Genomic DNA, 26,369 nt, shown 5'->3' on the forward strand with positions numbered 1-26,369 from the left:
TTCACATGCATATATAAAAACAGTTCCGCACGGAAAGTCTCCGCTATCACGCCGGGGGGCGAACAGGAGGGTATGGCACAGCAGTCTGCCCCAGACACCGACCACGACGTCGGGACGCCCTCGGAACAGTGGCGCGAATACCAGGGTGCGCCCACCGGCACCGACATCGAATGTGAAGGGTGGCGACAGGAGGCCGCGCTCCGAATGTTGAACAACAACCTCGACCCCGAAGTCGCCGAAAAGCCGGAAGAGTTGGTCGTGTACGGCGGGACCGGACGTGCGGCCCGGTCGTGGGACGCTTACGACACCATCGTCGACGAACTCCGTGAACTCGGCGACACCGAAACCCTCCTCGTCCAGAGCGGCAAGCCGGTCGGTCGGTTCGAGACCCACGAGAACGCCCCGCGCGTCCTCATCGCGAACTCGAACCTCGTCGGCAAGTGGGATACCTGGGAACACTTCCACGAACTCGAAGCGAAAGGGAAGATTATGTACGGCCAGATGACTGCCGGCTCGTGGGCCTACATCGGCACACAGGGCATCATCCAGGGGACCTACGAGACACTGGCCGCGCTTGCCCGGAAACACTACCCCGACAACGACGGCCTCCGTGGGAAGATTGTCGTCACCGGCGGCCTCGGGGGAATGGGCGGTGCGCAACCGCTCGCGGTGACCATGAACCACGGCGTCTGCATCGCGGCCGAAGTCGACGAGGAGCGCATCGACCGCCGTATCGAAACGGGGTACTGTCAGGAGAAGGCCGACGACCTCGCAGCGGCTATCGAGCGGGCACAGGAGGCCGCGGCGAATGGTGAGCCCTACGGCGTCGGCGTCCACATGAACGCCGCGGATATGCTTGCAGAGATGCTTGAGATGGGGTTCGTTCCCGATGTAGTGACCGACCAGACGAGTGCGCACGACGAACTCGAAGGGTACTACCCCGCTGGCTACACCGTCGAGGAAGCCGACCGGCTCCGCGAACGCGACCCCGAGACGTACGTCGCAGAGAGTCTTGATACGATGAAGCGCCACGTCGAAGGCATTCTCGAACTGCAGGAGAGGGGTGCTATCGCCTTCGAGTACGGCAACAACATCCGGGGGCAGGTCGAGGACCAGCGCGACCTCGACACAGCATTCGACTTCCCGGGGTTCGTTCCCGCGTACATCCGCCCGCTGTTCTGTGAGGGCAAAGGACCGTTCCGCTGGGCCGCGCTCTCGGGCGACCCCGCGGACATCCACCGGACAGACGACGCGGTCAAGGAGCTGTTCCCGGAGAAAGACGACCTCCATCGCTGGATAGACCTCGCCCAAGAGCAGGTGTCTTTCCAGGGCCTGCCCTCGCGAGTGTGCTGGCTGGGGTACGCGACCGAGGATGGGCTGACCGAGCGCACTCGCCTCGCGCTCCGTATAAACGAGCTTATCGCCGACGGAGAGATTTCCGCGCCGGTCGTCGTCACGCGAGACCACCTAGACGCCGGGAGCGTCGCCTCGCCACACCGCGAAACGGAGGCGATGAAAGACGGGACTGACGCCGTCGCCGACTGGCCGATTCTGAACGCCCTGCTGAACTGTGCGGCTGGCGCGGATATCGTCAGCGTCCATGACGGCGGCGGCGTCGGCATCGGCAACTCTCTCCACACGAACAACCACGTCGTCCTCGACGGGTCGGACCTCGCGGCTGAGAAGGCCCGACGCGTGTTCACGACCGACCCCGGGATGGGCGTCATTCGCCACGCCGACGCCGGTTACGAAATCGCACAGGAGATGGCCGACGAGAACGATGTCGCGGTCCCGATGCGTGACCGCAACCGCAACCAATGACCGACCTGACAGACCCGTCGCCGTGGACCGGGCCGTCCGACGACCCGAACGACGAGCAGTTCGGTGACATCGTCGAGACGGCCACGCTCGCGACCGCTGCCGAGTACGACGTGGTGCTGGTGGGCGAGCCGTACGACGGGGCCGTCATCGGACGGCCGGGCGCGCGTGCCGGCCCGGCGGCTCTCCGACGCGAACTCGGCGGAACGAAGACGCATCACATCGAACGCGGACCGGTCCGCTCGGTCGCCGACCTCGGCGACATCGAGATTCCGGCCGGGGGTGTCGAGCAGGTTCAGCGTGCCGTCCGTTCGGTAACAGCGCGGGTCCATGCAACGAGCGCAGTACCGGTGTTTCTCGGTGGCGATAACTCGCTGACGTTCCCGAACGCCGCGCCACTGTTGGCTCACGAAACGGTCGGCGCAGTCAGCTTCGACGCCCACCTCGATTGCCGCGCCGTTCGGGACGAGCCGACGAGCGGGACGCCGTACCGACAGCTCCACGATGCAGGCCTCGACGCACTGGCCGTTGTCGGCGCGCGCCACTTCGAAACCTCGACAGCGTACCACGACTACCTCGCCGAGCAGGGCGGGACAGTCCTGCCGCCGGCGTCGGTGGCCGGTGACCCCGCCGACGCGGTGGACGACGCGCTCGCCGCGCTCGGCGACGTGGACGCCGTCTATGTCAGTCTGGACCTCGACGTGCTCGACGCCGCAGCCGCGCCGGGCGTGAGCGCGCCGACGCCGGGCGGCCTCTCGACGCGGGAACTGTTCCGGATGCTGGGCCGCGTGGCGTCCGACGACCGTATCGCCGGCTTCGAGGTGGTCGAGTGCGCGCCGCCACTGGACGCCGGGGACCGGACCGCCCGCGCCGGGGCCCGCGCCGTCGCACACTTCCTCAGCGGCTTAGGAGGGAGCCGATGACAACCCTCGATGCGGTGGTCTACGGCGCGGATGAACTCGTCGCAGGCCCGGCGACGGACGGCCGCCGCCTAGAAACCTATGAGGACGGCGCAGTCGCCATCGTGGACGGCACGGTCGCCGCTGTCGGTCCGACCACTGAGGTGACTGCCGAATACCCGCCGGAGAGCGCCAACCACGCTGTCGACGCCGACGGTCAGGCCGTCATTCCGGGCTTCGTCGACCCCCACACCCACGCGCTGTTCGCCGGCGACCGCTCGGACGAGTTCGCCGCCAAACTGCGCGGGAAGTCCTATCAGGACATCCTCGCCGAAGGCGGCGGCATCCTCCGAACGGTCCGGGCGGTCAGGGACGCCGACGAGGAAACGCTGCTGTCGAACCTGCTGGCCCATCTCGACACCATGCTCGCTCACGGGACGACGACAGTCGAGGTGAAGTCCGGCTACGGGCTCGACACGGAGACAGAGCTACAGATGCTCCGAGTTATCGACAGCGCTGACGCGGTCCATCCCGTCGACGTGGTCCCGACATTCATGGGCGCACACGCGGTCCCCGAGGGGTGGGACACCGACGACTACACCGCGGCGGTCGTCGACGAGCAGGTTCCAGCGGTCGAGTCACAGGGCATCGCCGAGTTCTGCGACGTGTTCTGTGAGGAGGGCGTCTTCTCGGTCGCGCAGTCCCGACGGGTCCTCGAAGCAGGCGCAGCCGCTGGGCTGACGCCGAAGGTCCACGCCGAAGAACTGGCCCACATCGGCGGGACACAGCTGGCGGCGGACGTGGGCGCGGCCAGTGCCGACCACCTCCTGCACGCGACCGGCGAAGACATTGACGCGCTTGTCGACGCTGCCGTAACGCCGGTGTTGCTCCCCGGAACGGCGTTCGGTCTCGGCGCAGCGTACGCGGACGCGACGGCGTTCCGCGACCGGGGTGCGCCCGTCGCGGTAGCGACGGATTTCAATCCGAACTGCCACAGCCACAGCATGGGCTTTGCGCTGTCGCTGGCCTGCGTCGAGATGGGACTGACGCCGGCCGAAGCGCTAATCGCTGGAACGAAACACGCCGCGCTTGCGCTGGACAGGACCGACGGACTGGGGACGCTCCGGGAGGGCGCGCCCGGAGACGCCGTAGTCCTTGCCGCGCCGAGTCACGTCCACATTCCCTACCAGTACGGGACCAACGTCGTCGACGCCATCCTGAAAGACGGCTCGGTCGTCAGCACCCCAACGCATGAGTCATACGACCGGGAGGTGCAACCATGACCGCCGAAGTCGTCCTCAACGGCGAATCTCTCACACCCGCTGACGTGGTCGCCGTCGCCCGGAACGGCGCGACCGTCACCGTTGCCGACACCGCCCGCGAGCGAATCCGCGAGTCCCGCGAGCGCGTCGAGAGCGTGCTGGACAGCGGCGAGGCGGTGTACGGCGTCACCACCGGTTTCGGCGACCTCGTCGACGAGCGCATCCCGCGCGAGGACCTCGATGCCCTCCAGCGGAACCTCCTCCGGAGCCACGCCGCCGCGGTCGGACGGGAGTTGACGACCGAGGAAGTCCGGGCGATGATGGTCACACGGGCGAACACGCTGGCGAAGGGGTATTCAGGCATCCGTGAGTCCGTCGTCGATTTGCTGGTAGCGATGCTCGATTCGGGCGTCCACCCGGTCGTCCCGTCGCGGGGCAGCCTCGGTGCGAGCGGTGACCTCGCCCCGCTCGCACATATGTCGCTGGTGCTCATCGGGGAGGGGGAAGCCGAGGTCGAAGGGGACCGACTCCCCGGCGACGAGGCGCTCGACGCAGTCGGCCTCGAACCGGTGACGCTCCGGGCCAAGGAGGGGTTGGCGCTCATCAACGGGACGCAACTGACCGTCGGCGTCGCCGCGCTCCTGCTCGACGACGCTGAGCGACTGGTCACTGCCGCCGACATCGCTGGCGCGCTCACGACGGAGGTGACCCTCTCCTCAACAGTACCATCCCACGAAGCCATCGCCGCCGTCCGGCCCCACGCCGGCCAGGCCGCGAGCGCGCGAAACATCCGGCGGCTGACGGCCGACTCCGATGTGGTCGAGTCCCACCGCAACTGCGACCGCGTGCAAGACGCCTATGCGATGCGCTGCCTGCCGCAGGTCCACGGCGCAGTCCGTGACGCCGTCGCCCACCTCCGGGAGGCCGTCGAGGTGGAACTCAACAGCGCGACCGACAATCCGCTGGTGTTCCCCCGCGAGGCCGAGCGTAGTGAGTCCTCGAACCAAGCGAGCGGGAGCGACCGACGAGAGGCGGGCCGCGGGGCAGGCGTTGTGAGCGTCGACGACCGGGCCTCCGGCTCCGATAGCGCGGGCGTGCTGTCCGGTGGGAACTTTCACGGCGCGGTACTCGCTATGCGTCTCGACTATCTGACGAACGCGCTCACCGAACTCGCAGCCATCTCGGAGCGCCGGACCGACCGGATGCTCAACCCCACTCTGCAGGAGCCACACCTCCCACCGTTTCTCACCGAGCGAAGCGGCGTCCGCTCGGGCTACATGATTGCCCAGTATACCGCTGCGGCGCTGTTGAACGAATGTCGGTCCTTCGGCCGGCCCTCGATGGACAACACCCCTGTCAGCGGCAATCAGGAGGACCACGTCAGCATGAGCGCGCAGTCGGCCTATCTGGCCCGGAAAACGGCGCGAAACGCCGCCGCGATTCTCGGCGTCGAGCTGTGCTGTGGGGCGCAGGCCGCCGACTTCGTCGACAACGACCTCGAACTGGGCGTCGGGTCGGCCGAGGCCTACGACGCTGTCCGCGCGGTGGTCCCAAAGCTGACGGCTGACCGCCCGGTCCACGAGGACATAGAGGCCGCGGGCGCGCTTGTCGAGTCACCGGCCTTCACCGAGCGGGTTGCTGTGGCCCTCAACGAGGAGCTAGAGTGAGCCGTCCTCAGGGCCCGAGCCCCAGGTCCGCGGTGCCCTCAGCCCCCTGATAGCGGTCGCGGTCGTCCCAGTCGGCAATGCTCGAATGGGTCTCCCAGACGGCGATTTCGAGGTGCTCCTGCGTGATTTCCGAGCCGTCTCGCAAGGCGTGGCGAGCCGCGTCCTCGGCGACGAGTTCGAGGTCGCTGGCGGCGTAGCCAGCCGTCGGCTCGACGATGGCGTCCCAGTCGATGTCGCCGGCGACGGGCCGGTCCTGCAGGTGGATCTCTAGTATCTGCCTGCGAGCCTTGGCATCCGGCGGCGGGACCTCCACGCGCTCGTCGAAGCGGCCCGAGCGCCGTAGCGCCGTGTCGATGTCCTCGACGAAGTTCGTCGCCGCAACTACGACGATGTCGTCGGCCGCCGCGCCTTCGAGTTCGGTGAGCAGCTGATTGACCAACTGTTGCTCGCTTGTGTTCATCGAGCCGCGCCGAGAGCCGGCGATACCGTCGATCTCGTCGATGAACAGCACGCAGGGGGCGTTCGCGCGGGCCACCTCGAACACCTCGGCGACGTTGCGGGCCGGCTCGCCCATCCACTTGCTCGTCACGTCCGCGGGGCTGATTTCGACGAAGCTATGCCCGAGTTCACCCGCGAGCGCGCCGGCGAGATGGGTCTTCCCACAGCCGGGCGGGCCATACAGCAACAGCCCGGAGAGCACGTCGATACCGTACTCGGCGTAGGCGTCGGCGTTCTCCAGTGGGTCGAGGACCGTGTCTTCGAGTCGGTCCTTCAGTTCGCCCATCCCGCCCACGTCGGCGAAGTCGCGTCCCGGGTCAGTCTCGACCAGCGAACTGGCCTGCAGGTCGACGCTGTCGGGCTGGACGACGCCATTCTCGGCGACCATCTCGGGGTCCACCCAGTCCGGGATGCTGGTGTCGGTCTCTGTGGCAGCCTGCAGCAGATGGTCCGTCCCGATCGGGGCATCCGCCCGCAACGCCTTTCGGGCGGCGTCCTCGGCGAGAAGTTCGATGTCGCTGGCCGCGAAGCCGGCCGTCTCCTCGACGACGGGGTCAAGGTTGATGTCGTCCGCAGTGGGTCGGCCGGCGAGGTGAATCTCCAGAATCTGCTTGCGAGCTTGGGGGTCCGGTGGCGGGACCTCCACCCGCTCGTCGAACCGGCCAGAGCGGCGGATGGCGTCGTCCACGTCCTCGACGAGGTTCGTCGCGCCCAGCACCACCACGTCCTCGTCTGCGATGCCTTCGAGTTCGGTGAGCAACTGATTGACCAACTGCTGCTCGCTGCTGTTCATGTTGCTGTCACCGTCGCGTGCGCCGGCGATGCCGTCGATTTCGTCGATAAAGAGGATACACGGCGCGTTCGCGCGGGCGATCTGGAACAGTTCCTCGACTTTCTGGGCGGGTTCCCCCATATACTTGCTCGTCACGTCGGCGGGCGTGACCTCGATGAAGGCGTGGTCGACCTCGCCCGCGAGCGCTCCCGCGACGTGTGTCTTCCCACAGCCGGGCGGGCCGTGCAGCAGGACGCCGTTAACGACGCCGATGCCGTATTCCTCAAAAGCGCTCGGGTCCTGTAGCGGCCGGACGACCTTGTGGTTGAGCGTCTCCAGTAGCTCGGACATCCCGCCCACGTCGGCGAAGCTCCGGGACGGGTCCGGGTCGACCAGACCGTCGGCTTCCATGTCGACGCCGTCGGGCTGGACCACCGTCCCGTCGTCCGAGGGCCGCTCGCGGTTTATCGAGGGCGCGCCGTCGGTGCTGTCGGAGCCAGAATCGCCGCCCATCCCGGCCGTGCCGGATTCGTCGGACTGGTCGATCCGCTCCCGGATGTTCCGTTCGAGGCGGTCCGGGTTGACCTCGTAGCCGTACTCGGCCAGCCGGCGGGGTTCGGCACTCAAAAACTCCGCGAGCCAGCCGTGGCGCTGTAGCTCCTCGGTCGAGGCGTCTGGGTCCCGGAACGTGACGAGCTTGACGTCCGTGCTGTCGGGCGAGTGGTACTCGGCGAGCCAGAAGGGGAGATACAGGCGGTCGACACCGGTCACGCCGTCGAACCCGTCGGGGTCGAAATCTCCGGGCAGGCCGTAGGACTCACGCAGTTTCCGGAGGAATACGTTGGCCGTGCCAGAGGCGGCGTCCTGTTGCTGGTCGCGGTACTCCGCAACGCGCTGGGGCAGTAGCGACCGGGCGTCGTCGTCAGTGACCTGAAACTGCAGCAGGACAGAGCGGCCAAGCACCGGGTCGCTGCGGCCGAAATCGTAGTCGCTGGTCGCTCGGCGGACCACCGCGTCGGTGTCGTCGACGTACTGCGAGACGGCCCGGTCGTTGTCCGCCCAGAGTCCGTCGAGAAACGCTGTCTCAGACTTCGTCGTCGTCCCGAGCAGCTTCCCCTTCCCGGTCTCGTACTCGTAGTCGATCTTGAACACCGGATAGAACACCCGATGGAGGCGTTCCAGTTGCTCGGTGTCGCCGAAGGCCGTCATCGTCCGCTGGTCAAGGGTTTCTCTGACGGTTTCCTCGTCGGGTACCCGGCGGTCGGCGTAGATGTACGGCGGCAGGCTCATTCGAGGTCGCCCTCCCGAATCGTCCGCTCAGCGTCGGTAAGGGCGCTGTCGGCGTCGAACGTGTCGATGGCATCCTGCTGGGCGTCCGGGTCGCCACGGAGGTCGCGGGCGTGCTCGGTAATGTTCGGTATCGCGCGAATGATGTTGTCGATGATGGGCACTGTTGCCACCTCAGCCGAGCGGCTTCGAGGGTTGAGGTCGATGACGAGTTCCGTCTTGCCCATCTCGCCGAGCGCCTCGGCGCGGTCACCGTCCTCCAGCGGCACCAGCACCACGTCCGCTGCGCCGATGCCGTCGGCGTCGACCTTCGCGCGCTCGTGGTCGAGGCCGGGAATGCGCCCGTCGGCGGTGAGCCCCTTCACGTCTGTCGCGCCGTGTTCGCGGAGGTAGTCGGCGATGGCCTCGATGCGCTCCTCGGTCCGGTTGAACAGGTTCACTTCGAGGTCTGCGCCGGTCACCTCGGCGAGTTCGACGAGTTCGCCGGGGACGAGGGCTGCAGCGTTGCCGTTGACCGAGACAACGGCGTGGTCGGCGGACAGAAGGTGTGCCGCAGCGGCGCGCTCGGCGTCGTCGGCGCTGTCGATAGTACGCTCACCCAGCAGGTAGTCGAAGGCCTCACCGCGGCCCTGGGCGATGAGGCCCTGCCGGGAGGTGATACCGCGGTCGACGCCCGCTTCGATACGGTGGCGGGTCAGAAGCGACTCGTAGCGGGGGTGGCTTTCAGGGAGGTCGACGTCCTCACTCATACGTTCCAGTGATACCTCCCTGTACTAAAGTCGTCCGTCAGGGGCGTGTCCCGGTCAACGTCACGTATCTCATCGGAGCTCGTCGTCGGGCACCACCGACGACTCCGGAAAAGATTATCTGCGGGTCAGCACAACTCCGTGCCATGGATACCCGACAGGCGTTGCTTGTCGACGCGTTCGCCGCAGAGCCGACGACGGGCACACCGACCGGCGTCGTGCCCGAAGCCGACGGACTGACCGACGACCAGATGCAGGCTGTCGCCAGCGAACTGGGGGCCACCGAGACGGCGTTCGTCCTGCCGGCAGAAGACGCCGACCGCCGGCTTCGCTGTTTCTCGCCAACAAAGGAACTGGCACAGGCGGAGACGGCCGCGGTCGCGGCTCATGCGGCGCTCTACGAGCGTGGTGAAATCGACGACAGCGAGTGGACGGTCGCCACCGCTAGGGGCGACGTCGCTGTCGAGACGAAACAGAACGGGATGGTCTGGGTCGAGCAAGGACGGGCCGACATCACCGAAGTAGATATCCCATACAGCGATGTTGCGGACGCACTCGGACTCAACGCGGCCACGCTCAAAGACGTAGGTGCTGACCTCCCGCTCGTGACGGCCGGCGTGGGCGAGTCGTGGCTCATGGTCCCGGTCAACTACTTCGAGCATCTGAGCGGGCTGACCATGGACGTAGCTGCCGTCGACTCGCTCTGTGACCGCGTGGACGCGGCCGGCGTATATCCGTTCACGTTCGATACCGTCGGTGCCGACGCGACGCGCCGGTCGACGTTCCACGGCCGAGCCTTCCGAGTGGGGAGTCGGGCAGAAGAGCCGGTAACAGCAACGGCGTCGGGGGCCTGCGCGGCGTTCGTTCGTCGCTACGGGGCGCTCGATGACACTATCGAACAGATCATCGCCGAGGGTGGGCACTTCCGCGACCGGCCCGGGACGGTGTCAGTTGATACCGACGGGACCGAGGTGTGGGTCGGCGGGCGCGCCGTCACTGCACTGGACGGTACAGTGACCGTCCCTGCTGTCGACGACGACGACATCATCGAGGCGTGACCGCACAACAGCACCGGCGGCGTGACTGCCTAATTCACTCGAAATCGAGTGAAGAGCGGTTTTTCACTGATGGCAACCGGAACTTCCTTAATTGTCGTTGAAGATGGTACGAATGAGTCCATGCCAACACTGTGGCTCGACGAAATCGGTGCCGACGACCTGGCGCGGGTCGGCGGCAAGGCGGCGTCTCTCGGAGAACTGACCGGAGCGGGCCTGCCCGTTCCGTCGGCGTTCGTCGTTACCGCCGACACGTATCGGTCGTTCATCGAAGCAACTGGAATCGACGAGCCGCTGTTCGAGGCCGTCGATGTCGACAGCGATGACTCGCAGGCGCTGGCCGAGGCGGCCGAACGCGCCCAGGAGTTGATCCTGGAAACGGACACCCCGCCGTCAGTCCGCGAGGACCTGCTGGCCGCCTACGACGAGATGGGCGACGAGGACGTTGCGGTGCGGTCCTCAGCGACCGCCGAGGACCTCCCGGACGCCTCCTTCGCCGGCCAACAGGACACGTACCTGAACGTCTCGCGTACGGACCTCCTGCAGCGGGTCAAGGAGTGCTGGGCGTCACTGTTCACCCAGCGGGCTATCTACTACCGCAACGAGAACGACTTCGCGCATGACGCCGTGGATATCGCTGTCGTCGTCCAGCAGATGGTCGACGCGGAGAAATCCGGCGTCATGTTCACCAGCCATCCCTCGACCGGTGGCCCGACAGCCATCATCGAGGCCGCGTGGGGGCTGGGTGAAGCGGTCGTCTCCGGCGCAGTCTCGCCCGATAACTACATTATCGACCGCGAGACGGAGACCATCGACGAGGTGACCGTCGCCGACAAGAAGGTGATGTGCGTTCGGGGTGAAGACGGAGAGACCATCGAACGCTCCGTCCCCGAGGAGAAGCGCAACGAGCGTGTCCTCTCCGACGAGGAGATTCACCGACTTCTGGAGGTCGGCGAACGCGTCGAGGAGCACTACGACACGCCACAGGACGTGGAGTGGGCGGTCTACGAGGACGAGGTGTATCTGCTCCAGTCCCGCCCGATTACGACTATCGACGACCCCGAAGGAAGCGCCGGCTCGGCCAACGAAGCCGAGAGTCAGCCGCCGGGAGCCAAATCGGGTGTCGCCGACGGCGGGGCGATGGAGAGCCAGTCCGAGGCGGTTCGGCTCTCCGGAATCGGCTCCGCACCGGGCCGGGTCACCGGCGTCGTCCGCATCGTCGACAAACTCGACAATCTCGATAAGGTCGAGGACGGCGACATCATCGTCGCCGAAATGACCACCCCGGATATGGTACCAGCGATGAAACGCGCAAACGGCATCATCACCGACGAGGGTGGGATGACCAGTCACGCCGCCATCGTCTCCCGGGAACTCGGCGTCCCGGCTGTTGTCGGAGCCGAGGACGCGACACAGAAGCTCCGGGACGGTGAGACGATAACGTTGGACGGCGACAAGGGCACAGTCGAGAAAGGGGCCAATGTCCCCGAGACGACTGAGGAAGACAAGGACGCCGGGCCAGTCGAGACACACTCGGCGGTGAAGCCGATGACCGGAACGGAGGTCAAGGTCAACGTCTCCATCCCGGAAGCCGCCGAGCGGGCCGCCGCAACGGGGGCCGACGGCGTCGGCCTGCTGCGCATCGAGCACATGATTCTCTCGACGGACAAGACGCCCTCGCGCTATGTCGAAGACCACGGCGAGCGCGCGTACGTCGACGAAATTGTCGAGGGCGTCCGCTCGGTGGCCGAGGCGTTCTACCCGCGCCCGGTCCGCGTCCGCACACTCGATGCTCCCTCCGACGAGTTCCGCCAGCTGCAGGGTGGCGAAGACGAGCCCAGCGAGCACAACCCGATGCTGGGCTACCGTGGCATCCGGCGGTCGCTCGACCGCCCCGGCGAGTTCAAGCTCGAACTCCGCGCGTTCGAGCGCCTGTACGACCTGGGCTATGACAACGTCGAGCTGATGCTCCCGCTTGTCACCGACGCCGAGGACATCCTGCGGGCGAAGGCGCTGATGCAGGAGGTCGGCATCGACCCCGAGAAGCGCGACTGGGGTGTCATGGTCGAGACGCCGGCGAGCGCGCTGTCCATCGAGGGCATCTGCGAAGCCGGCATCGACTTCGTCTCCTTCGGGACGAACGACCTCACCCAGTACACGCTGGCCGTCGACCGCAACAACGGGAACGTCGCCGACCGCTTCGACGAACTCCACCCGGCCGTTCTCGAACTCATGCGCCAGGTCATCGGGACCTGCCGCGAGCACGACGTCGCCACGAGTATCTGCGGGCAGGCCGCCTCGAAGCCACAGATGGTGGACTTCCTCGTCGACGAAGGAGTCACCTCCATCTCGCCGAACATCGACGCCGTGCGTGACGTGCAACACGAGGTCAAGCGCGTCGAACAGCGGCTGCTGCTGGAATCGGTCCGCTGAGACCGCGGCCGATTGACGTAGCCAGCAGGCTTTTTTGCGCTGTTCGCCTCGTTGCGGTATGGCACCCGAATCGACACCGGAAGCCAAGAGTATCAGCTCCGGTGTGTCGTACATCCCCTTCGGCATCCCCGGGCTGGACGGACAGGTTCGGGGGATTCCAACCGGGAGCACAGTCCTGCTGGCCGGGGCCTCCGACGCGGGGGGCGACGCCTTCACCTACACCAGCCTCGCCACGCTGATGCTTGCGAAACACCGCCCCGAGATGGTCCCAAACAGCATCGCCCGGCGTAGCGAGGCAATTCCGGATTCGGTGACCTATATCACGCTCTCGCACGACCGCGAGCACGTCTACAGCGAACTCGACGCCGTCCTCGACGGCTACCAGTTCGAGGCACTCACGGAGCATATGACCGTCGCGGATTTCTCCCAGCGATTCATGGAGCTGTTGCCCGTCCCCGAGCCGCTGTTCGATGCTCGACGGAGCGACACCGAAATCGAACAGCCCGACGCGGAGCCACCGGAGCGAGAGGCCCCCGAAGAGACGTTCGAAAAGTTGCTTACCGACATCAGCGACCGGGTGAGCGACGCCGCGGAGACGCTCATCGTCATCGACTCGCTGACCGACCTCGAACGAGCGACGGAGTTCGGTCTGCCCCAGAACCACGAAATCGCGTTCCTCATGGGGCTCCGGGAAGCGGTCGTCAACTGGGGGACCGTGGCCTTCGTCAAACTCGACCGGCCCGCGGGCGACGTGCGCTCGGACGAACTCATCCACGGCCTGCTGCACGGCAGCGTCTACTTCTACTCCAACGACAAGGGGTTCGAGACGTACCGGACGATGCGGGTCGGCTCCTTCGGCGGCGCGCTCGACACTGAGCGCCAGACCGTCTTCGAGTCGCTGATCGGTCCCACGGGCTTTCGTGCGAAAGCGACGAAGAAGATCGGGCCATCGAACTGGTAATTCGGTCGGTGAACACGTGAACGGACTGCGTACGGATAGCTAGCCCGTCCTGGCCAGTCTTCTGCCACTGGAGCGAATAAACAGCAGACAACGATACGCACGAGCACAACGGCTAAACCACTCCCCCGCTATACACCCGATAGATGCTTCAGCGGGCAGAGCCACAGGATTTCGAGCGCGTCCTCTCGTCGATGTGTACCGTGCCGCATCCATCGGCACGCGAAGCGGCAGAACGCTTCCTCGCGACGAACCCCGGAGACCCGGGCACGTACGAGACCATCGCCGGTCTGGAACGTGAGGCCGTCGAGTATCTCGGCGACATCACCGGGCTCTCGGACCCCGCGGGCTACGTCGCCTCGGGCGGGACGGAGGCTAATTTACAGGCGATACGCATCGCTCGGAACCGCGCCGACACGGACGACCCGAACGTGGTTGCGCCCGTTCACGCGCATTTCTCCTTTACCAAGGCCGCCGACGTGCTTGGCGTGGAACTCCGGACCGCGCCGGCGGCGGATTACCGCGTCAACATGGCGGCGATGGCGGAACTCGTCGACGAGGACACGGTGTGTGTCGTCGGCGTCGCTGGTTCGACCGAGTACGGCTACGTCGACCCGATTCCGGCCATCGCCGACCTCGCCGAGACGGTCGATGCCCTCTGCCACGTCGACGCCGCGTGGGGCGGCTTCTACCTCCCGTTCACCGACCACGACTGGCACTTCGGCCACGCGGACATCGACACGATGACCATTGACCCCCACAAGGTCGGGCAGGCGGCGGTTCCTGCCGGCGGACTACTCGCTCGTGACCGCACGCTGCTCGATGAGCTCGCTGTCGAAACGCCGTATCTGGAATCGACGGACCAGCTTACGCTGACAGGCACGCGGTCGGGTGCCGGCGTGGCCTCGGCTGTCGCGGCGATGGAGTCGCTGTGGCCGGCGGGCTACAGACAGCAGTACGAAACGTCAATGGCCAACGCCGACTGGCTGGCCGACCAGCTATCTGCGCGGGGCCACGACGTTGTTGGCCCGGAACTCCCCCTCGTTGCGGCTGACCTCTCGATGCCAATGACAGACGAACTCAGGGACCGCGGCTGGCGAGTCTCAAAGACCGGTGCCGGCGAGATGCGCGTCGTGTGTATGCCCCACGTCACGCGGTCGATGCTACGGTCGTTCGTCGCGGATCTCGACTGGTACTGAGTCGCTGCCCTCGGCAGGCGCTGAGTCGCAGATATCGGTTAGTACTGAATCACGGTCTCCGCTCTCGAACATACTGGTATTGAGCGCTCCCGAGAAGACATACGAAGGTTTAGAAGTGCCTGTTTGCTACAGGCAGGCGTGGACTTGGTAGTACCGACCGCATCGTTCATTGCCTTCCTCGGCGACTGTACAACCGCCGGCACACCACTGTCACCACTGGAAGAGGGGGTCTGTACGGCCACCGGTCCCACCGGGCTGGGTATTATCGCGGTGTACTCGTTTTTGATCGCGTTTATTCTCCCGCTCCCGAGCGAAGTCGTACTGGTTCCGGCCGAAACCCTTCGACTCGGGCTATCAACGAACGGAAATCTGGTGGCGATTATCCTCGTCAGTGGTCTCGGGAAGGCGTTCGGCAGTCTCGTTGCCTTCCATATCGGTCAGGAGGCAAAGGAGTACGGCCCACTCGTGCGCTGGATCAAGCGCTCACGGTTCAATCTCATCGAGTGGTCTGAAAGAAAGACGGTACAGCTTGCACGGAAGTACGGCTACGTTGGACTGGCGCTTGCGCTCTGTGTGCCCTTCTTCCCCGACACCATCTCTATTTACGCGTTTACCGTTCTCGAACGCGACTACTATCGGTTCGGCGCAGCGACGTTCTTCGGCAGTGCCGGGCGGCTTGTCGTGACACTCGGGCTTGCCGGTGGCACGCTGGCATTGCTGTAACCCGGAGCGTGGCCGAGCGCGCCGAAACCAACCCCCTTTTGACCCGTCGGTGGCACACGAACAGGTATGAGCAACGACGAGTTTCCGACGGACCAGCCGGCGGTCGTGACCTGTGGGTTGCCTTACGCGAACGGTGACTTGCACGTCGGCCACCTCCGGACGTACGTCGACGGGGACGCGCTGTCGCGCGCCCTCCGACGAATCGGCCAGCAGACGGCGTTCGTTTCGGGGTCGGACATGCACGGCACGCCAGTCGCGGTCAACGCCGCCGAAGAGGGCGTCGCACCGCGGGAGTTCGCACTCGACTTCCACGAAACCTACGCCGAGACGTTCCCGCAGTTCAACATCGAATTCGACAACTACGGGCATACCGACGACGAGACCAACGTCGAACTCACCCAGGAGTTCGTCCGCTCGTGGGTCGAAAACGACCACGTCCACGAGAAGGAGATCGAGGTCGCCTGGGACACCGAGGAGGACCAGCCCCTCCCCGACCGCTACGTCGAAGGGACCTGTCCCTACTGCGGGGAACAGGCCCGCGGCGACGAGTGCGACGAGGGGTGTCAACGCCACCTCGAACCCGGCGAAATCGAGGCCCCGGTGTCGACGCTGACCGGGAACCCCGCGGAGTACCGCACCCGCGAACACAAGTTCCTCCGGCTTGCTGACTTCCAGGAGTACCTTCAGGGCTTCCTTGACCGTCTAGAAGGGACCGACAACGCCCAGAATCAGCCCCGCGAGTGGATCGAGGGCGAACTGCAGGACCTCTGTATCACGCGGGACATGGACTGGGGCGTGGACTATCCCGAAGACGTTGACGGCGGCGACGAGCTGGTGCTGTACGTCTGGGTCGACGCGCCAATCGAGTACGTCGCCTCGACGAAACAGTACACCGAGCGCGTCGGTGACGACGAGTACGACTGGGAAGCGGTCTGGAAGATCGACAGTGAGGAGCGCCACGGCACCGAGTGGGACGACGAGTGGGCCGACGACAGCGGCGAGATAATCCACGTCATCGGCCGGGATATCATCCAGCACCACGCGGTGTTCTGGCCCGCGATGCTTCGCGGCGCGGGGTACAACGAGCCCCGGTCGATTCTGGCCACCGGGTTCGTCGGCATCGACGGCAACGCGCTGTCGACCTCGCGTAACCGCGCCGTCTGGGCCGACGAGTACCTCGACGCCGGGTTCCATCCCGACCTGTTCCGGTACTACATCGCCACCGGCGCACAGATCGACACCGACGTGGACTTCTCGTGGGACCGCTTCCAGGAGCGGGTCAACGGCGAACTCGTCGGTAACGTCGGGAACTTCATCTACCGCTCGCTGCTGTTCGCCGAGCGCAACTACGACGGGACGCCCGACGCTGCCGTCAGCGACGACGTGCGCGGGCGAATCGAGGACGCGATTGCGGACTTCGAGGCAGCCGTCCGAGAGTACGACATCCGCGAACTGGCCGAAATCGCTATCGAGCTTTCGAACTACGGCAACGAGTACATCCAGCGCAACGAGCCGTGGAACCTCGTCGACGACGACCCCGAGGAAGCCGAGCAGGTCATCCGTGACTGCGTTCAGTTGACCAAGGCCGTTGCGGTGCTCATGCAGCCCGTCCTGCCGGGCAAGGCCGAGCGCCTCTGGGGCCAGCTCGGCGAACAGGGCTCCGTCGCTGACGTGACCCTCGACAGCGCGCTCGAAGCGCCGCCGGCCGAGTTCGGCGAGCCCGCGGAGCTATTCGAACAGGTCGAAGACGACCACATCGAGGCGCTGAACGAGGAACTGCAGGAACGGGTCGAGGAGGCCAGCGAGGCTTCGGCAGAAGCCTCGAATGAAGGCGGCGAAGCCGCCGGAGACGAAGTGGACGACGGCGACGTGGACACCGCCGACCTCCAGCCACTCGTCGAGGACCGCATCAGCTTCGAGGACTTCGAGGGCGTCGACATGCGCGTCGGCGAGATTCGCAGCGCCGAGCCGGTCGAGGGCGCGGACAAGCTCCTGCGCCTGGAAGTCGATATCGGCCACGAGGTCCGACAGGTCGTCGCCGGCCTGCGACAGCTCCACGACGCCGAGAAGCTTCCCGGAACGCGCGTTATCCTCCTTGCAAACATGGAGAAAGCCGAGCTGTTCGGCATCGAATCCAACGGGATGGTGCTGGCCGCCGGCGACGAGGCGGACCTGCTGACGACCCACGAGGACGCTCCGCTGGGGACGCGAATCAAGTAACCACAGTCGCCAGCGCTTTTGTAGTCACGGCACGTACCGCGAAACATGGATGACGACGGGGCCGCACAGGACGATGCGGCCGCTACGGGTAATACGTTCACTGAGGAGTACGAACTGGCGACGGACGCCGACGTGATTCAGGTCGAAGACGACCCCGACGGTGACGCCGCCGACGAGGAGGGCGCAGTCGCCGGCTCCTTTGCTCCGGATCTTGAGGTGACACCCGACGCGCCAAAGCCCGAAAATGTGATTTTCGTTGCGCTGGGAGTCTGCATCGCGATTCTCGCGCTCGGGCGGATGTTCCTTGGGGCGGAGATGTACACGCCGTCTACACTCGGCGGCGTGGTCCTGTCCGTTGCGCTCGGCACCGCAGTTCTGTACGGGTTCTTCGTCCGGACGAGCGACGTGTGAGGCTGTACCGATGACGGAAGCGGTGCGCTCTCCACCCCGACACTTAATCCTGCTCCGACACTAAGTCCGTGCATGGTAAACCCGCTGGCGACGGTTGCCCCACTGCAGGCCGAACCACTGTTAGGTATGTCGCTCTCCATCCTGCTGTTTCTGGCCGGCGCGGGCCTCATCGTGGGCGAAGCGCTCGCTCCCGGGACCCACTTTTTCGTGCTCGGCGTGGCCCTGCTGACGGCGGGGCTAGTCGGGCTGTTCATCCCTGCAAGCCTGGGTATCCTCGCGCCACTCATCCTTACTGTCGTCGTGCTTGCAACGACAGCGGTCACGCTCTGGGGATATCGAAAGCTCGATTTCGCTGCGCCGGGCCGCGGCCAGACGCTCAGTTCTGACTCGCTTACGGGCCAGTTCGGAACCGTTACCGAGCGCGTGACCCGGAGCGACGGCGAGGTCAAACTGGAAGACGGCGGGTTCAATCCGTACTATCAGGCTCGCAGTTCCGGCGACCCCATCGAAGAGGGAGCGGAGGTCATCGTCATCGACCCCGGCGGTGGGAACGTTCTGGAAGTCGAAGCGGTTGAGTCGGGTGCTGATGAAATCGACCGCGCGCTCGAACGTGACCGAAACCGGAGCGATGCGGACACTGAACCAGAACGAGAGTCCGAGCGGGCGTAGGTGTGTAATTCGGTAGTTTGTGACAGGGACACCGAAGCCTTTTCTTTGCGCGCTCCGGAGTTCTCATTGTCATGTTCCCCGCGACAGCACCGCTGCAAGGTCTGGGAGGACTCGTCGGTTTCGTTACCGTCATCTTCCTCCTGATCGCCATCGCGCTGGTGTATTCCAGCGTCGTGATCATCCGCCCGTACCAGAAAGGTGCCTACACGGTCCTCGGTACCTATCGCGGCGTCCTCGACCAGGGGATTCATTTCATCTATCCCTTCGTCTCCGACGTGACGCGGTTCGATATGCGTACCCAGACGCTTGACGTGCCGCGGCAGGAGGCTATCACCCGCGACAACTCGCCGGTGACCGCCGACGCCGTCGTCTACATCAAGGTGATGGACCCGAAGAAGGCGTTCCTTGAAGTCGACAACTACGAGCGTGCCGTCTCCAACCTCGCCCAGACGACCCTCCGTGCCGTGCTGGGTGACATGGAACTGGACGACACGCTGAACAAGCGGGGCGAAATCAACGCCCGCATCCGGAAAGAGCTCGACGAACCCACCGACGAGTGGGGTGTCCGCGTCGAGAGCGTCGAGGTCCGCGAGGTCAACCCGTCCAAGGACGTCCAGCAGGCCATGGAGCAACAGACCTCCGCCGAGCGGAAACGCCGTGCCATGATTCTGGAAGCCCAGGGTGAACGGCGCTCCGCCATCGAGACGGCGGAAGGTGACAAGCAATCGAACATCATCCGCGCACAGGGTGAAAAGCAGAGCCAGATTCTGGAAGCCCAGGGTGACGCAATCTCGACCGTCCTGCGTGCGAAATCCGCCGAATCGATGGGTGAACGCGCCGTTATCGACAAAGGAATGGAGACGCTCGCCGAGATCGGGCAGGGCGAGTCGACGAAGTTCATCCTCCCGCAGGAGCTCACCTCGCTGGTGGGCCGCTACGGCAAGCACCTCCAGGGGTCGGACGTCAAGGAGAACGGCCACTCGCTGGAAGCGCTTGACTTCGACGACGAGACCCGCGAAATGCTCGGTCTGGACGACATTGAGAAGATTCTCGGACAGATCGATGAGGAAGCTGAGGTCGATGTCGAGGCGATGGAAGAGGAGGCCCAGAAAATCAAACAGGGGCAGGACAGTGGTCTCGACAACGCTGACGACGTCATCGAAGAGATGGACGCCGAGATAGACGACGACCCGGGCACGACTGACGTGGCCGGCGGTCCGGACGACACGACGCGAACGTCGGAAGTCGACAAGGACAATTAACTGAGAATCAGGCGAAGACGTTTTATTACCAACCCACCTTTTCGGTAGCAATGACACGTGAGGGCGACGTGGACGAGGACAAGCGAGCGACGCTCCGTCGCTTTGCCGCCCTCGGTGCAGCGAGCCCGTTTGCCCGCTTCGGCGACAGCGGGAGCGAGAGCGATGCACCCGATGCCATCGCCGGGTACGTCTCGGCACACCCCGGAACGCACTTCTCGAAGCTTCGTGACGACCTCAAACTCGGGACCGGTGAGGCCCAGCACCACCTCCACCGACTGGAAAACGAGGCCGTTGTCACGTCACAGAAAGACGGCGACTACCGACGGTACTTCCCGGCCGACCAGTTCTCCGAGTTCGAACAGGTGGCGCTTGGTTACCTGCGGCGCTCGACGGCCCGCGGGATGCTCGTCACGCTCCTCCGCCGCCCGGACGTGACGGCGTCGGAACTGGCAAGCGAACTTGATGTTTCACGACCGACAGTGAGCAACTACGCCGCTGACCTGGAGTCAGCCGGGCTCCTGTCAAGAGAAAACGGGTACGCAGTTACTGAGCCAGAGACAGTGCTGACGCTGCTTATTCGGTATGCCGACTCGTTCGGTGACGATGTTGCCGCGCTGGCCGGCGAGGCCGATTCGCTGCTGCGATACGACCCGTGACGCTTGCGCCGGTGATCGCTCGCTATTGGTCCACTTGGGTCTGTGTCGCCGTTACATTTCTTTGTCGACACCGGTGATTTCAAACCTGGCACCACCCGATTCGCTGTCGGTCACACTGACATCCCAGCCGTGGACGGCGGCGATATCGGCCACGATTGCGAGGCCGAAGCCGGTGCCTTCAGATGCGGTCGAGTAGCCCGCTTCGAACACTGTGTTTCGTTCGTCTTCGGGGATGCCGGGACCGTCATCAGCGACGTAGAAGCCGCTTGCGTCGTCGATATCTCCGAGAGTGACCGTTACCCCGCCACCGTTCTCGACAGCCTCGCCGGACTGTCCCGGCTGCCCCATCTGGCCATGCTCCATGCTGTCTTGCTGCACCTGAGAGGGCGAAGATTCTGACCCGTGTGCCACGCAGTTCCGAAACAGGTTCGAAAACAGGCGCTGCAACCGGCCGGGGTCAGCAAGAACGACGCTGTCGGTATCAGTCTCTAGAGCCGCACTCTCCGTCTCCATAGTCTCCCAGCACGCAGTCGCGGCGGTCCGTAGGTTGACGGGCTCGGTAGTCGTTGCCTCGCGTCCCTCTCGTGCCAGCGTCAGGATATCGTCAATGAGCGTCTGCATCCGCTCGTGAGCGGCATCGATACTGTCGAGGTGGTCGTTGGCCACGTCCTGCTGGGCCAGTTCCAGGTGCCCCTGTGCGACTGTCAGTGGTCCCTGCAGGTCGTGGCTGACGACACTGGCGAAGGAGTCCAGCCGCTCGTTCTGAACGCGGAGCCTGCGTTCACGCTCCTTCTGTTCGGTGATGTCCTGAATGAACCCCCGAACGGTCGGCTTCTCCGCGCCCTCGACGCGTTTGCCGCGGGTCCGGACCCACCGGTGGTTTCCTCTGGCGGTGATGAGCCTGACCTCGAGGTCGTACGGATCTCCATCATTGAGGGCCGCGTCGACGGCGTCCGAAACTGTCTCTCTGTCCTCTGGATGGTAGAACGACAGCCCGTCCTCGACTGTCGGGTCAAAGTCGTCGTCGACCTCGTGGATGCGGCGGGTACCCGCTGTCCAGGTCGACATTCCGCTCTCGTCGTACTCCCAAGCGCCGAGGGCGCCGAGTTCCTCCGCCTCGGCGAAGAAATCCCGTAACTGGGCAAGGTTCTGTTCGTGCTCAATGCGCTCCGTAACGTCCTGACAGTGTGAGAAGATGGTGACAACATCGCCCGAATCGTCGGTAACGAGGCGGTTGTGCCACTCGACCACGATGCGCTCGCCGTCTTTCCGGACGTTCTCATTGACGCTGTGGTAGCCGCCACTGGCCTCGCTGAGAGCGGACGTAACCGCATCGACATCGTCGTAGCTCTCCGAGCTCACGAATGTCTCCCACGTTTCCCCGAGCAGTTCCGTTTCGGTGTAGCCGAATATCTCTGTGAGAGTTTCGTTGACGCGGACGATCTCGAAGTCCTGATTATATTCGACGAACCCGAGCGGCGACTGGTCGATAAACAGCGAGAGCCGGTCTTTACTCGCTTCGAGGGCGCGCTGTGACCGGTACTGTTTGACGGCGTTGACGATTCGGTTCGAAAGAAGGGCGTAGTGGCTGGTGTCGGGCGCTTTCTGTAGATAGTCAGTGACACCTGCGGAGATAGCATCACTGGCGACAGCTTCGCTACCACGGCCTGTGTACAGGATAAACGGGAGGTCAGGATAGTCTTCGCGGACAGATTCGAGGAAGTCGATACCGTTCTGGCCGGGCATTTCGTAGTCAGAAACGATACAGTCGACTGCTGCCGTTTCAAGCAGACGCAAGCCCTTTCGGGCACTCGTTGCGATCTCGATATCGAACGCAACCCGCTCTCGCTTGAGGAACGCCGCTGTCGTCTCTGCGTACTGCCGGTCGTCGTCGACGTGAAGCACCCGGATGGCGGAACCAGCCTCGCCCATTGATGCGATTGACTATGGCCTCAACGGTTATCAATATAGACATTCGGTTTTTCCAATATATCCTGAAAAATCAACGTGAAGGGGCTGAAACGAAGAGTGAGCGACGACACCGACTGTTCTCTACGTAGCCCTACATCACGGGCCCGTGGGGACGGTCAGGTGGGAGTCCCGATATATCCGCGTCGGAGTCAGCGCCGGTTCAGGCCTCGACCATCCATGTCGTCGAGGAAGAGTAGCCCCACTTCTCGACGGCCAGATCGTGGTCGCCGTCGGCGATGGCGGTCATGTTCGTGCCTACTTCTTTGGCCGAAAGGCCGAGTTCGTCGCCGATGAGTCGCGATTTGAAATACGTCTGGTCGTCAGCATTGGAACGGAGATACTCCAGAATACGTCGCTGCTTGTCCGAGAGCGGACTGTTGGGGGTTTGTGCGGTGGCGCTCATTGTACAGTTATCAACAGTACCGAGACACCCTTATTGGATTTGGTACAGACGGTTAACGGCCCGCCATCTGGCGGTTTTCCCTCACTCGAAGCGGGGATACTGCCGCGAGTTGGGCCACGCGGAGCCCGGTTGGTACAGGCGGGAAACACCATCGCTGCCCGTCGTCGCCTCGCAGTTTGAACGACAGCGATCGCTCGCTCCGGCAGTTCTTTAATAATGGGCCGTTTTGTGGCCGAACGGAGGTCTATCACATTGGAAATCTCGGATCAACTGCTGTGTCTGTTCAGTGCCGATATCCGCGACGAGGGGGACCGGTACGTCGTGGAGGTCCCGCGTCGAGAGGTCGAGACCGGCGCAGTCGACTCAGGCAGTACCTATCGCGTTGCGCTCATCTCCGCAGATGAGGAGACAGAGACGGGCGAGGAGACGGTGTCAGACACGCCGCCGGACCAGCCACAGCCGCCGGTCGAACCGGGTGAGACGCGCTACGTCGAGATCGAAGACATCGGGAAGCAGGGTGACGGCATCGCTCGGGTCGAGCGCGGCTACGTCATTATTGTCCCAGGAGCCGAAATCGACGAACGAGTCAAGATCGAAGTCACAGAGGTCAAGTCGAACTTCGCGGTCGGCGAAATCATCGACGACGTGTGACGCTACTCATAGGGACTGCCGTCGGGGCGCTTTGCCCCTTCAGAGTCGTGGACGACGACCTGTCCGGCTGATGGGTCGACAGGTCGATAGGTGTCGCGGACGCCGATTGCTTCCGTCAGTTCTCGAACGGCGCGTTCTTTGAGCGCTGCAGCCAACTCCTCGGCGTCGGCTCTGGAGATATCCCGGCCGAGCCCCTCACACTCGTGGGCCCGAACGACTCCTTCCTCGTCGACAGCTTCACCCATCGGCTGGCTCGTCCCACCGAGCGCGACGCTGAAGGGGTAAGTCTGACAGATGAGCGGGCGGTCGCCGTGGACCGTGCAGGCACCCGTACCGTCATCGCCCTCAGCGTAGAATGTGCAGTCGCCGCAGTCGTCGGTCTGGAGCGCCCACTCGAAGGTCTCTCCTTCGGGGCCCTCAGGGCCGTCGGCCAGTCCGTACGGCATCGGCCGAGCGACATCGCGGAAGTCGTACTCCCCGGCCGCCTGTAGCTGCCGAATCTCGTCAGGAAACACCGTCGCAGTGTGGGGTTCGGCATCGGTTTCGGCCGAGTCAGCGTTCTCGTCGGGCGCATCGACGGCCTCGTCAGCACTCTCTCCGCCTTCGCCACACGCCGACTCGGCCTTGCAGCAGGCCCCACAGCGGGTGCATTCGAACCCGATAGTCTCGATTGCGTCGGCCAGTTCCGACTCCTCAAGGGCACGGGCCCGTTCGAGTTCGGTTTCCAGAGAGTCCACAGCCCTGATAGCAGGCGGATGGGCAAAAAGGCGTCACTCCGCCAGATTCGGTGCGGCCCGCTCGCTGTCCCATGAAATAGCGCCCTCGACAGCCAGTTTTTCAAGATGGGTCAGCACTGTCCCACGGGCCAAATCGCGCACGCCGGTGAGGTCCTTCTCGTAGGCGGCCTCAAGGATTTCATCCAGCGTGGCGGCCCCGTCGTGGACAGCGTCCCGAACACGCCGCTCGCGCGCCAGTCGGTGATCGATGAGGCGCGCACAGGTCTCCCGCGGCGTCTCGATACGCGGGCCATGGCCCGGTAACAGCACGTCGGGGTTTCTGGCGTGGAGTCGCCGCAGTGACGCGAGATAGGCCCGAACGTCGCCCTCGGGTGCGCCGACGACGACGGTACCCTCAGCAACGGCGAGGTCACCGGAGACAACGGCTCCATCCGTGGCGAAGGCGACGTGTTCCGGCGCGTGCCCCGGTGTATCGATGACAGTCACTGGGCCGGCACCGGTCGGAATCGTCGTCCCGCCGCTGAACAGTCTATCCGGGGTAATGCCGGTCGCGGCTTCGAACGCGCTCGCCCGACCGCGGCGCGCCCAGACCGTCGCGCCTGTCTCTCTGGCGTAGTGTGCAACAGCACCAGCGTGGTCAGGGTGGTGGTGCGTGAGTGCAATGTGAGCGAGGGAACGGTCGCTGAGAAGCGAATCGAGCGCATCCCCGGCGTCCGGAGGGTCCACAAGAAGAGCGGCCTCATCGCCGCAAACGTATGCTGCCGTGCTGCCGGTCGGTGCCCGTGTCGGGACGGACACGTCGGCCCGGTGCCAGTCCATGCCGATGGGTCAGACCGTGAGGAAATAAACCTGTTTGCGTGCGTCGGTGAAACTGTACCGCGAATCGACCAGACCGGACTCCTCCAGCCGGTTCAGTGCATATCTGACAGTGCGGTCCGGGAGCAGTGAGCTCTCGGCTAAGTCGCCCTGTGACAACGGGGCATCGTCTTCCAGTACCTTCGCGACGAGCTTCGCGCTCGGCGGGAGTTCACGCAGGGTGTCGCGGAACTCCTCGTCAGTGAAAGGTGCTGGTGCAGCGTTTTCAGTTAATGCGCTCATAGTAGCTGATATTCAAGACTTACTGGTAAAACTTGGCTATATGCATGACCAAACAATACAGATTCTATGAATTGTTTAATGTGTCCTTATACATGGCCGTCATCGTGTGGTTTTCGTCTCTATCACGAAGTCACGCCCAGACCTATCAGGGCAGCAAGCGTGACCGGAGTCGGTCTGGTAGGGAAAACAGTCCGACCGACGAAAGGGGATTCCAGTATCGTTTTATCCCCCGCGGGGTGAGCAATAGACCGTGAAAGGGCAGGAGTGGTATCAGGCCGACACCGTGGCCGAAGAGTACGAGGCCAAGCGGTTCTCCCGTGGCGGGCGGCTGATCGACCGACGTGAGAAACAGGCCGTCCTCAATGCAATCGGCCCTGTGGCCGATAAGGACGTGTTAGAGGTAGCTTGCGGGACTGGACGGTTCACTGTGATGCTGGCCGAGCGCGGCGCGAACATCACCGGGCTGGACATCTCAGGACCGATGCTCCAGCAGGGCCGTGAGAAGGCACAGGCGACTGGTGTCGACGACCGCGTCGAGTTCATGCGGGGCGACGCCGCCCGGCTCCCGTTCCCGGACGACCATTTCGACACCGTGTTTGCGATGCGCTTTTTCCATCTGGCGGACACGCCGGCGGCGTTTCTCGCGGAGATGCGCCGCGTCTCGAAGGAACAGGTCTTCTTCGATACGTTCAACCGGTTTTCGACCCGGTCGATATACAACTGGGCGCTCCCGATGGGGTCGCGGCTCTATTCGCGCTGGGAAATCGACCGGCTGTTAGACGGAGCCGGACTAGAACTGACTGACGCGAACCACGACTGGCTGCTTCCGTACGGCTTCTACCGGAAGATTCCGAACGAACTGGCCGCCTCGTTCCGGTCGCTCGATACGGCGCTTGGCGGCACGCCACTTGGCGAAAAGCTGGCCTCAGTGTCGTACTGGAACACTCACGTCTAGCGTGGCGCTGTTCGAACGA

Annotated in this window: 23 protein-coding genes; 16 read left to right on the forward strand and 7 right to left on the reverse strand. The window is 64.5% G+C overall.

The genetic code is table 11. The features are described 5' to 3' along the window. Positions 1 to 72 precede the first annotated feature (72 nt). From hutU to hutH, 4 genes are read left to right on the forward strand one after another with little or no spacing between them, the layout of a single operon-like run. On the forward strand, positions 73 to 1,821 hold the full coding sequence (hutU, locus tag RR_RS11970; RefSeq protein ID WP_011223843.1) for a urocanate hydratase: 1,749 nt from the start codon (positions 73 to 75) through the stop codon (positions 1,819 to 1,821). After that, entirely contained in the window at positions 1,818 to 2,741 is a 924-nt protein-coding gene (gene hutG, locus RR_RS11975) for a formimidoylglutamase (RefSeq protein WP_011223844.1), read from the forward strand. Before hutU ends, hutG begins: the two co-directional genes overlap by 4 nt. Beyond that, entirely contained in the window at positions 2,738 to 4,000 is a 1,263-nt protein-coding gene (hutI, locus tag RR_RS11980) for an imidazolonepropionase (RefSeq protein WP_011223845.1), read from the forward strand. The genes hutG and hutI overlap by 4 nt, the downstream gene beginning before the upstream one ends. Beyond that, a complete protein-coding gene (gene hutH / locus RR_RS11985; protein WP_011223846.1) occupies positions 3,997 to 5,646 on the forward strand; it encodes a histidine ammonia-lyase in 1,650 nt (549 codons plus the stop codon). Before hutI ends, hutH begins: the two co-directional genes overlap by 4 nt. 7 nt (positions 5,647 to 5,653) lie before the next feature. Here the strand turns inward: hutH and RR_RS11990 are convergent, their stop codons facing one another. Next, positions 5,654 to 8,206, reverse strand: coding sequence for an AAA family ATPase (locus tag RR_RS11990; RefSeq protein ID WP_011223847.1), 2,553 nt, complete (start codon positions 8,204 to 8,206; stop codon positions 5,654 to 5,656). Then, the gene (locus RR_RS11995) at positions 8,203 to 8,952 is read right to left on the reverse strand and encodes a 4-phosphopantoate--beta-alanine ligase (protein WP_011223848.1); all 750 of its coding nucleotides are present in this window, start codon (positions 8,950 to 8,952) and stop codon (positions 8,203 to 8,205) included. Before RR_RS11995 ends, RR_RS11990 begins: the two co-directional genes overlap by 4 nt. Positions 8,953 to 9,095: 143 nt before the next feature. Between RR_RS11995 and RR_RS12000 the strand changes: the two genes are divergently transcribed. From RR_RS12000 to RR_RS12045, 10 genes are all read left to right on the forward strand, one after another. Further along, positions 9,096 to 10,007, forward strand: a complete 912-nt coding sequence (locus RR_RS12000) for a PhzF family phenazine biosynthesis protein (RefSeq protein WP_011223849.1) — start codon at positions 9,096 to 9,098, stop codon at positions 10,005 to 10,007. 120 nt (positions 10,008 to 10,127) lie between these two features. Beyond that, positions 10,128 to 12,437: a phosphoenolpyruvate synthase gene (gene ppsA, locus RR_RS12005; protein WP_049939163.1), complete on the forward strand. Its 2,310-nt coding sequence runs from the start codon at positions 10,128 to 10,130 to the stop codon at positions 12,435 to 12,437. Between the two features lie 58 nt (positions 12,438 to 12,495). Next, positions 12,496 to 13,398 carry an RAD55 family ATPase gene (locus RR_RS12010; protein WP_011223851.1) on the forward strand — a complete coding sequence of 301 codons (903 nt, stop codon included), beginning with the start codon at positions 12,496 to 12,498 and terminating at the stop codon, positions 13,396 to 13,398. Between the two features lie 143 nt (positions 13,399 to 13,541). Beyond that, a complete protein-coding gene (gene mfnA, locus RR_RS12015) occupies positions 13,542 to 14,594 on the forward strand; it encodes a tyrosine decarboxylase MfnA (protein ID WP_007188823.1) in 1,053 nt (350 codons plus the stop codon). Between the two features lie 138 nt (positions 14,595 to 14,732). After that, positions 14,733 to 15,317 carry a YqaA family protein gene (locus RR_RS12020; protein WP_004957875.1) on the forward strand — a complete coding sequence of 195 codons (585 nt, stop codon included), beginning with the start codon at positions 14,733 to 14,735 and terminating at the stop codon, positions 15,315 to 15,317. A gap of 66 nt (positions 15,318 to 15,383) precedes the next feature. Beyond that, positions 15,384 to 17,537, forward strand: a complete 2,154-nt coding sequence (gene metG, locus RR_RS12025; RefSeq protein WP_011223852.1) for a methionine--tRNA ligase — start codon at positions 15,384 to 15,386, stop codon at positions 17,535 to 17,537. A 45-nt stretch (positions 17,538 to 17,582) separates the two neighbouring features. Beyond that, the gene (locus RR_RS12030; protein WP_004957880.1) at positions 17,583 to 17,948 is read left to right on the forward strand and encodes a DUF7312 domain-containing protein; all 366 of its coding nucleotides are present in this window, start codon (positions 17,583 to 17,585) and stop codon (positions 17,946 to 17,948) included. A gap of 72 nt (positions 17,949 to 18,020) precedes the next feature. Then, the gene (locus tag RR_RS12035; protein ID WP_004957882.1) at positions 18,021 to 18,617 is read left to right on the forward strand and encodes an NfeD family protein; all 597 of its coding nucleotides are present in this window, start codon (positions 18,021 to 18,023) and stop codon (positions 18,615 to 18,617) included. Between the two features lie 71 nt (positions 18,618 to 18,688). Then, the gene (locus tag RR_RS12040) at positions 18,689 to 19,879 is read left to right on the forward strand and encodes an SPFH domain-containing protein (RefSeq protein WP_007188820.1); all 1,191 of its coding nucleotides are present in this window, start codon (positions 18,689 to 18,691) and stop codon (positions 19,877 to 19,879) included. Between the two features lie 50 nt (positions 19,880 to 19,929). Beyond that, the gene (locus RR_RS12045) at positions 19,930 to 20,535 is read left to right on the forward strand and encodes a winged helix-turn-helix transcriptional regulator (protein ID WP_004957885.1); all 606 of its coding nucleotides are present in this window, start codon (positions 19,930 to 19,932) and stop codon (positions 20,533 to 20,535) included. Between the two features lie 51 nt (positions 20,536 to 20,586). Here RR_RS12045 and RR_RS12050 read toward each other — a convergent pair whose 3' ends face one another. Together RR_RS12050 and RR_RS12055 are read right to left on the reverse strand one after the other, a co-directional pair. Further along, positions 20,587 to 22,467 (reverse strand): ATP-binding response regulator, encoded by a 1,881-nt coding sequence (locus RR_RS12050; protein ID WP_011223853.1) that lies wholly within the window; start codon positions 22,465 to 22,467, stop codon positions 20,587 to 20,589. 199 nt (positions 22,468 to 22,666) lie between these two features. Continuing rightward, positions 22,667 to 22,909, reverse strand: a complete 243-nt coding sequence (locus tag RR_RS12055; protein WP_004957888.1) for a DUF7123 family protein — start codon at positions 22,907 to 22,909, stop codon at positions 22,667 to 22,669. A gap of 252 nt (positions 22,910 to 23,161) precedes the next feature. Between RR_RS12055 and RR_RS12060 the strand changes: the two genes are divergently transcribed. Further along, complete coding sequence (locus RR_RS12060) at positions 23,162 to 23,560, forward strand: TRAM domain-containing protein (protein ID WP_049938923.1); 399 nt, start codon at positions 23,162 to 23,164, stop codon at positions 23,558 to 23,560. A 2-nt stretch (positions 23,561 to 23,562) separates the two neighbouring features. Here RR_RS12060 and RR_RS12065 read toward each other — a convergent pair whose 3' ends face one another. From RR_RS12065 to RR_RS12075, 3 genes are read right to left on the reverse strand one after another with little or no spacing between them, the layout of a single operon-like run. Then, positions 23,563 to 24,297 carry a YkgJ family cysteine cluster protein gene (locus RR_RS12065; RefSeq protein WP_049938924.1) on the reverse strand — a complete coding sequence of 245 codons (735 nt, stop codon included), beginning with the start codon at positions 24,295 to 24,297 and terminating at the stop codon, positions 23,563 to 23,565. A 33-nt stretch (positions 24,298 to 24,330) separates the two neighbouring features. Further along, on the reverse strand, positions 24,331 to 25,116 hold the full coding sequence (locus RR_RS12070) for an MBL fold metallo-hydrolase (RefSeq protein ID WP_011223856.1): 786 nt from the start codon (positions 25,114 to 25,116) through the stop codon (positions 24,331 to 24,333). 9 nt (positions 25,117 to 25,125) lie between these two features. Then, positions 25,126 to 25,395, reverse strand: a complete 270-nt coding sequence (locus tag RR_RS12075; RefSeq protein WP_007188815.1) for a MarR family transcriptional regulator — start codon at positions 25,393 to 25,395, stop codon at positions 25,126 to 25,128. 250 nt (positions 25,396 to 25,645) lie between these two features. Here RR_RS12075 and RR_RS12080 point away from each other — a divergent pair, with 250 nt between their 5' ends. After that, on the forward strand, positions 25,646 to 26,350 hold the full coding sequence (locus RR_RS12080; protein ID WP_004957898.1) for a class I SAM-dependent methyltransferase: 705 nt from the start codon (positions 25,646 to 25,648) through the stop codon (positions 26,348 to 26,350). Positions 26,351 to 26,369 lie beyond the last annotated feature (19 nt).

Origin of the sequence: Haloarcula marismortui ATCC 43049 (genome assembly GCF_000011085.1) — an archaeon.
Taxonomy (GTDB): domain Archaea; phylum Halobacteriota; class Halobacteria; order Halobacteriales; family Haloarculaceae; genus Haloarcula; species Haloarcula marismortui.

Bases quoted from the DNA above. Each gene is read 5' to 3' on its own strand.
- hutI (WP_011223845.1), top strand. From the start codon at position 2,738: ATGACAACCCTCGATGCGGTGGTCTACGGCGCGGATGAACTCGTCGCA.
- RR_RS12050 (WP_011223853.1), bottom strand. From the start codon at position 22,467: ATGGGCGAGGCTGGTTCCGCCATCCGGGTGCTTCACGTCGACGACGAC.
- RR_RS12040 (WP_007188820.1), top strand. From the start codon at position 18,689: ATGTTCCCCGCGACAGCACCGCTGCAAGGTCTGGGAGGACTCGTCGGT.
- RR_RS12045 (WP_004957885.1), top strand. From the start codon at position 19,930: ATGACACGTGAGGGCGACGTGGACGAGGACAAGCGAGCGACGCTCCGT.
- metG (WP_011223852.1), top strand. From the start codon at position 15,384: ATGAGCAACGACGAGTTTCCGACGGACCAGCCGGCGGTCGTGACCTGT.
- hutG (WP_011223844.1), top strand. From the start codon at position 1,818: ATGACCGACCTGACAGACCCGTCGCCGTGGACCGGGCCGTCCGACGAC.
- RR_RS12000 (WP_011223849.1), top strand. From the start codon at position 9,096: ATGGATACCCGACAGGCGTTGCTTGTCGACGCGTTCGCCGCAGAGCCG.
- RR_RS12035 (WP_004957882.1), top strand. From the start codon at position 18,021: ATGGTAAACCCGCTGGCGACGGTTGCCCCACTGCAGGCCGAACCACTG.
- RR_RS12010 (WP_011223851.1), top strand. From the start codon at position 12,496: ATGGCACCCGAATCGACACCGGAAGCCAAGAGTATCAGCTCCGGTGTG.
- RR_RS12030 (WP_004957880.1), top strand. From the start codon at position 17,583: ATGGATGACGACGGGGCCGCACAGGACGATGCGGCCGCTACGGGTAAT.
- hutU (WP_011223843.1), top strand. From the start codon at position 73: ATGGCACAGCAGTCTGCCCCAGACACCGACCACGACGTCGGGACGCCC.
- hutH (WP_011223846.1), top strand. From the start codon at position 3,997: ATGACCGCCGAAGTCGTCCTCAACGGCGAATCTCTCACACCCGCTGAC.
- RR_RS12075 (WP_007188815.1), bottom strand. From the start codon at position 25,395: ATGAGCGCATTAACTGAAAACGCTGCACCAGCACCTTTCACTGACGAG.
- RR_RS12070 (WP_011223856.1), bottom strand. From the start codon at position 25,116: ATGGACTGGCACCGGGCCGACGTGTCCGTCCCGACACGGGCACCGACC.
- RR_RS11990 (WP_011223847.1), bottom strand. From the start codon at position 8,206: ATGAGCCTGCCGCCGTACATCTACGCCGACCGCCGGGTACCCGACGAG.
- RR_RS12055 (WP_004957888.1), bottom strand. From the start codon at position 22,909: ATGAGCGCCACCGCACAAACCCCCAACAGTCCGCTCTCGGACAAGCAG.
- ppsA (WP_049939163.1), top strand. From the start codon at position 10,128: ATGCCAACACTGTGGCTCGACGAAATCGGTGCCGACGACCTGGCGCGG.
- RR_RS11995 (WP_011223848.1), bottom strand. From the start codon at position 8,952: ATGAGTGAGGACGTCGACCTCCCTGAAAGCCACCCCCGCTACGAGTCG.
- mfnA (WP_007188823.1), top strand. From the start codon at position 13,542: ATGCTTCAGCGGGCAGAGCCACAGGATTTCGAGCGCGTCCTCTCGTCG.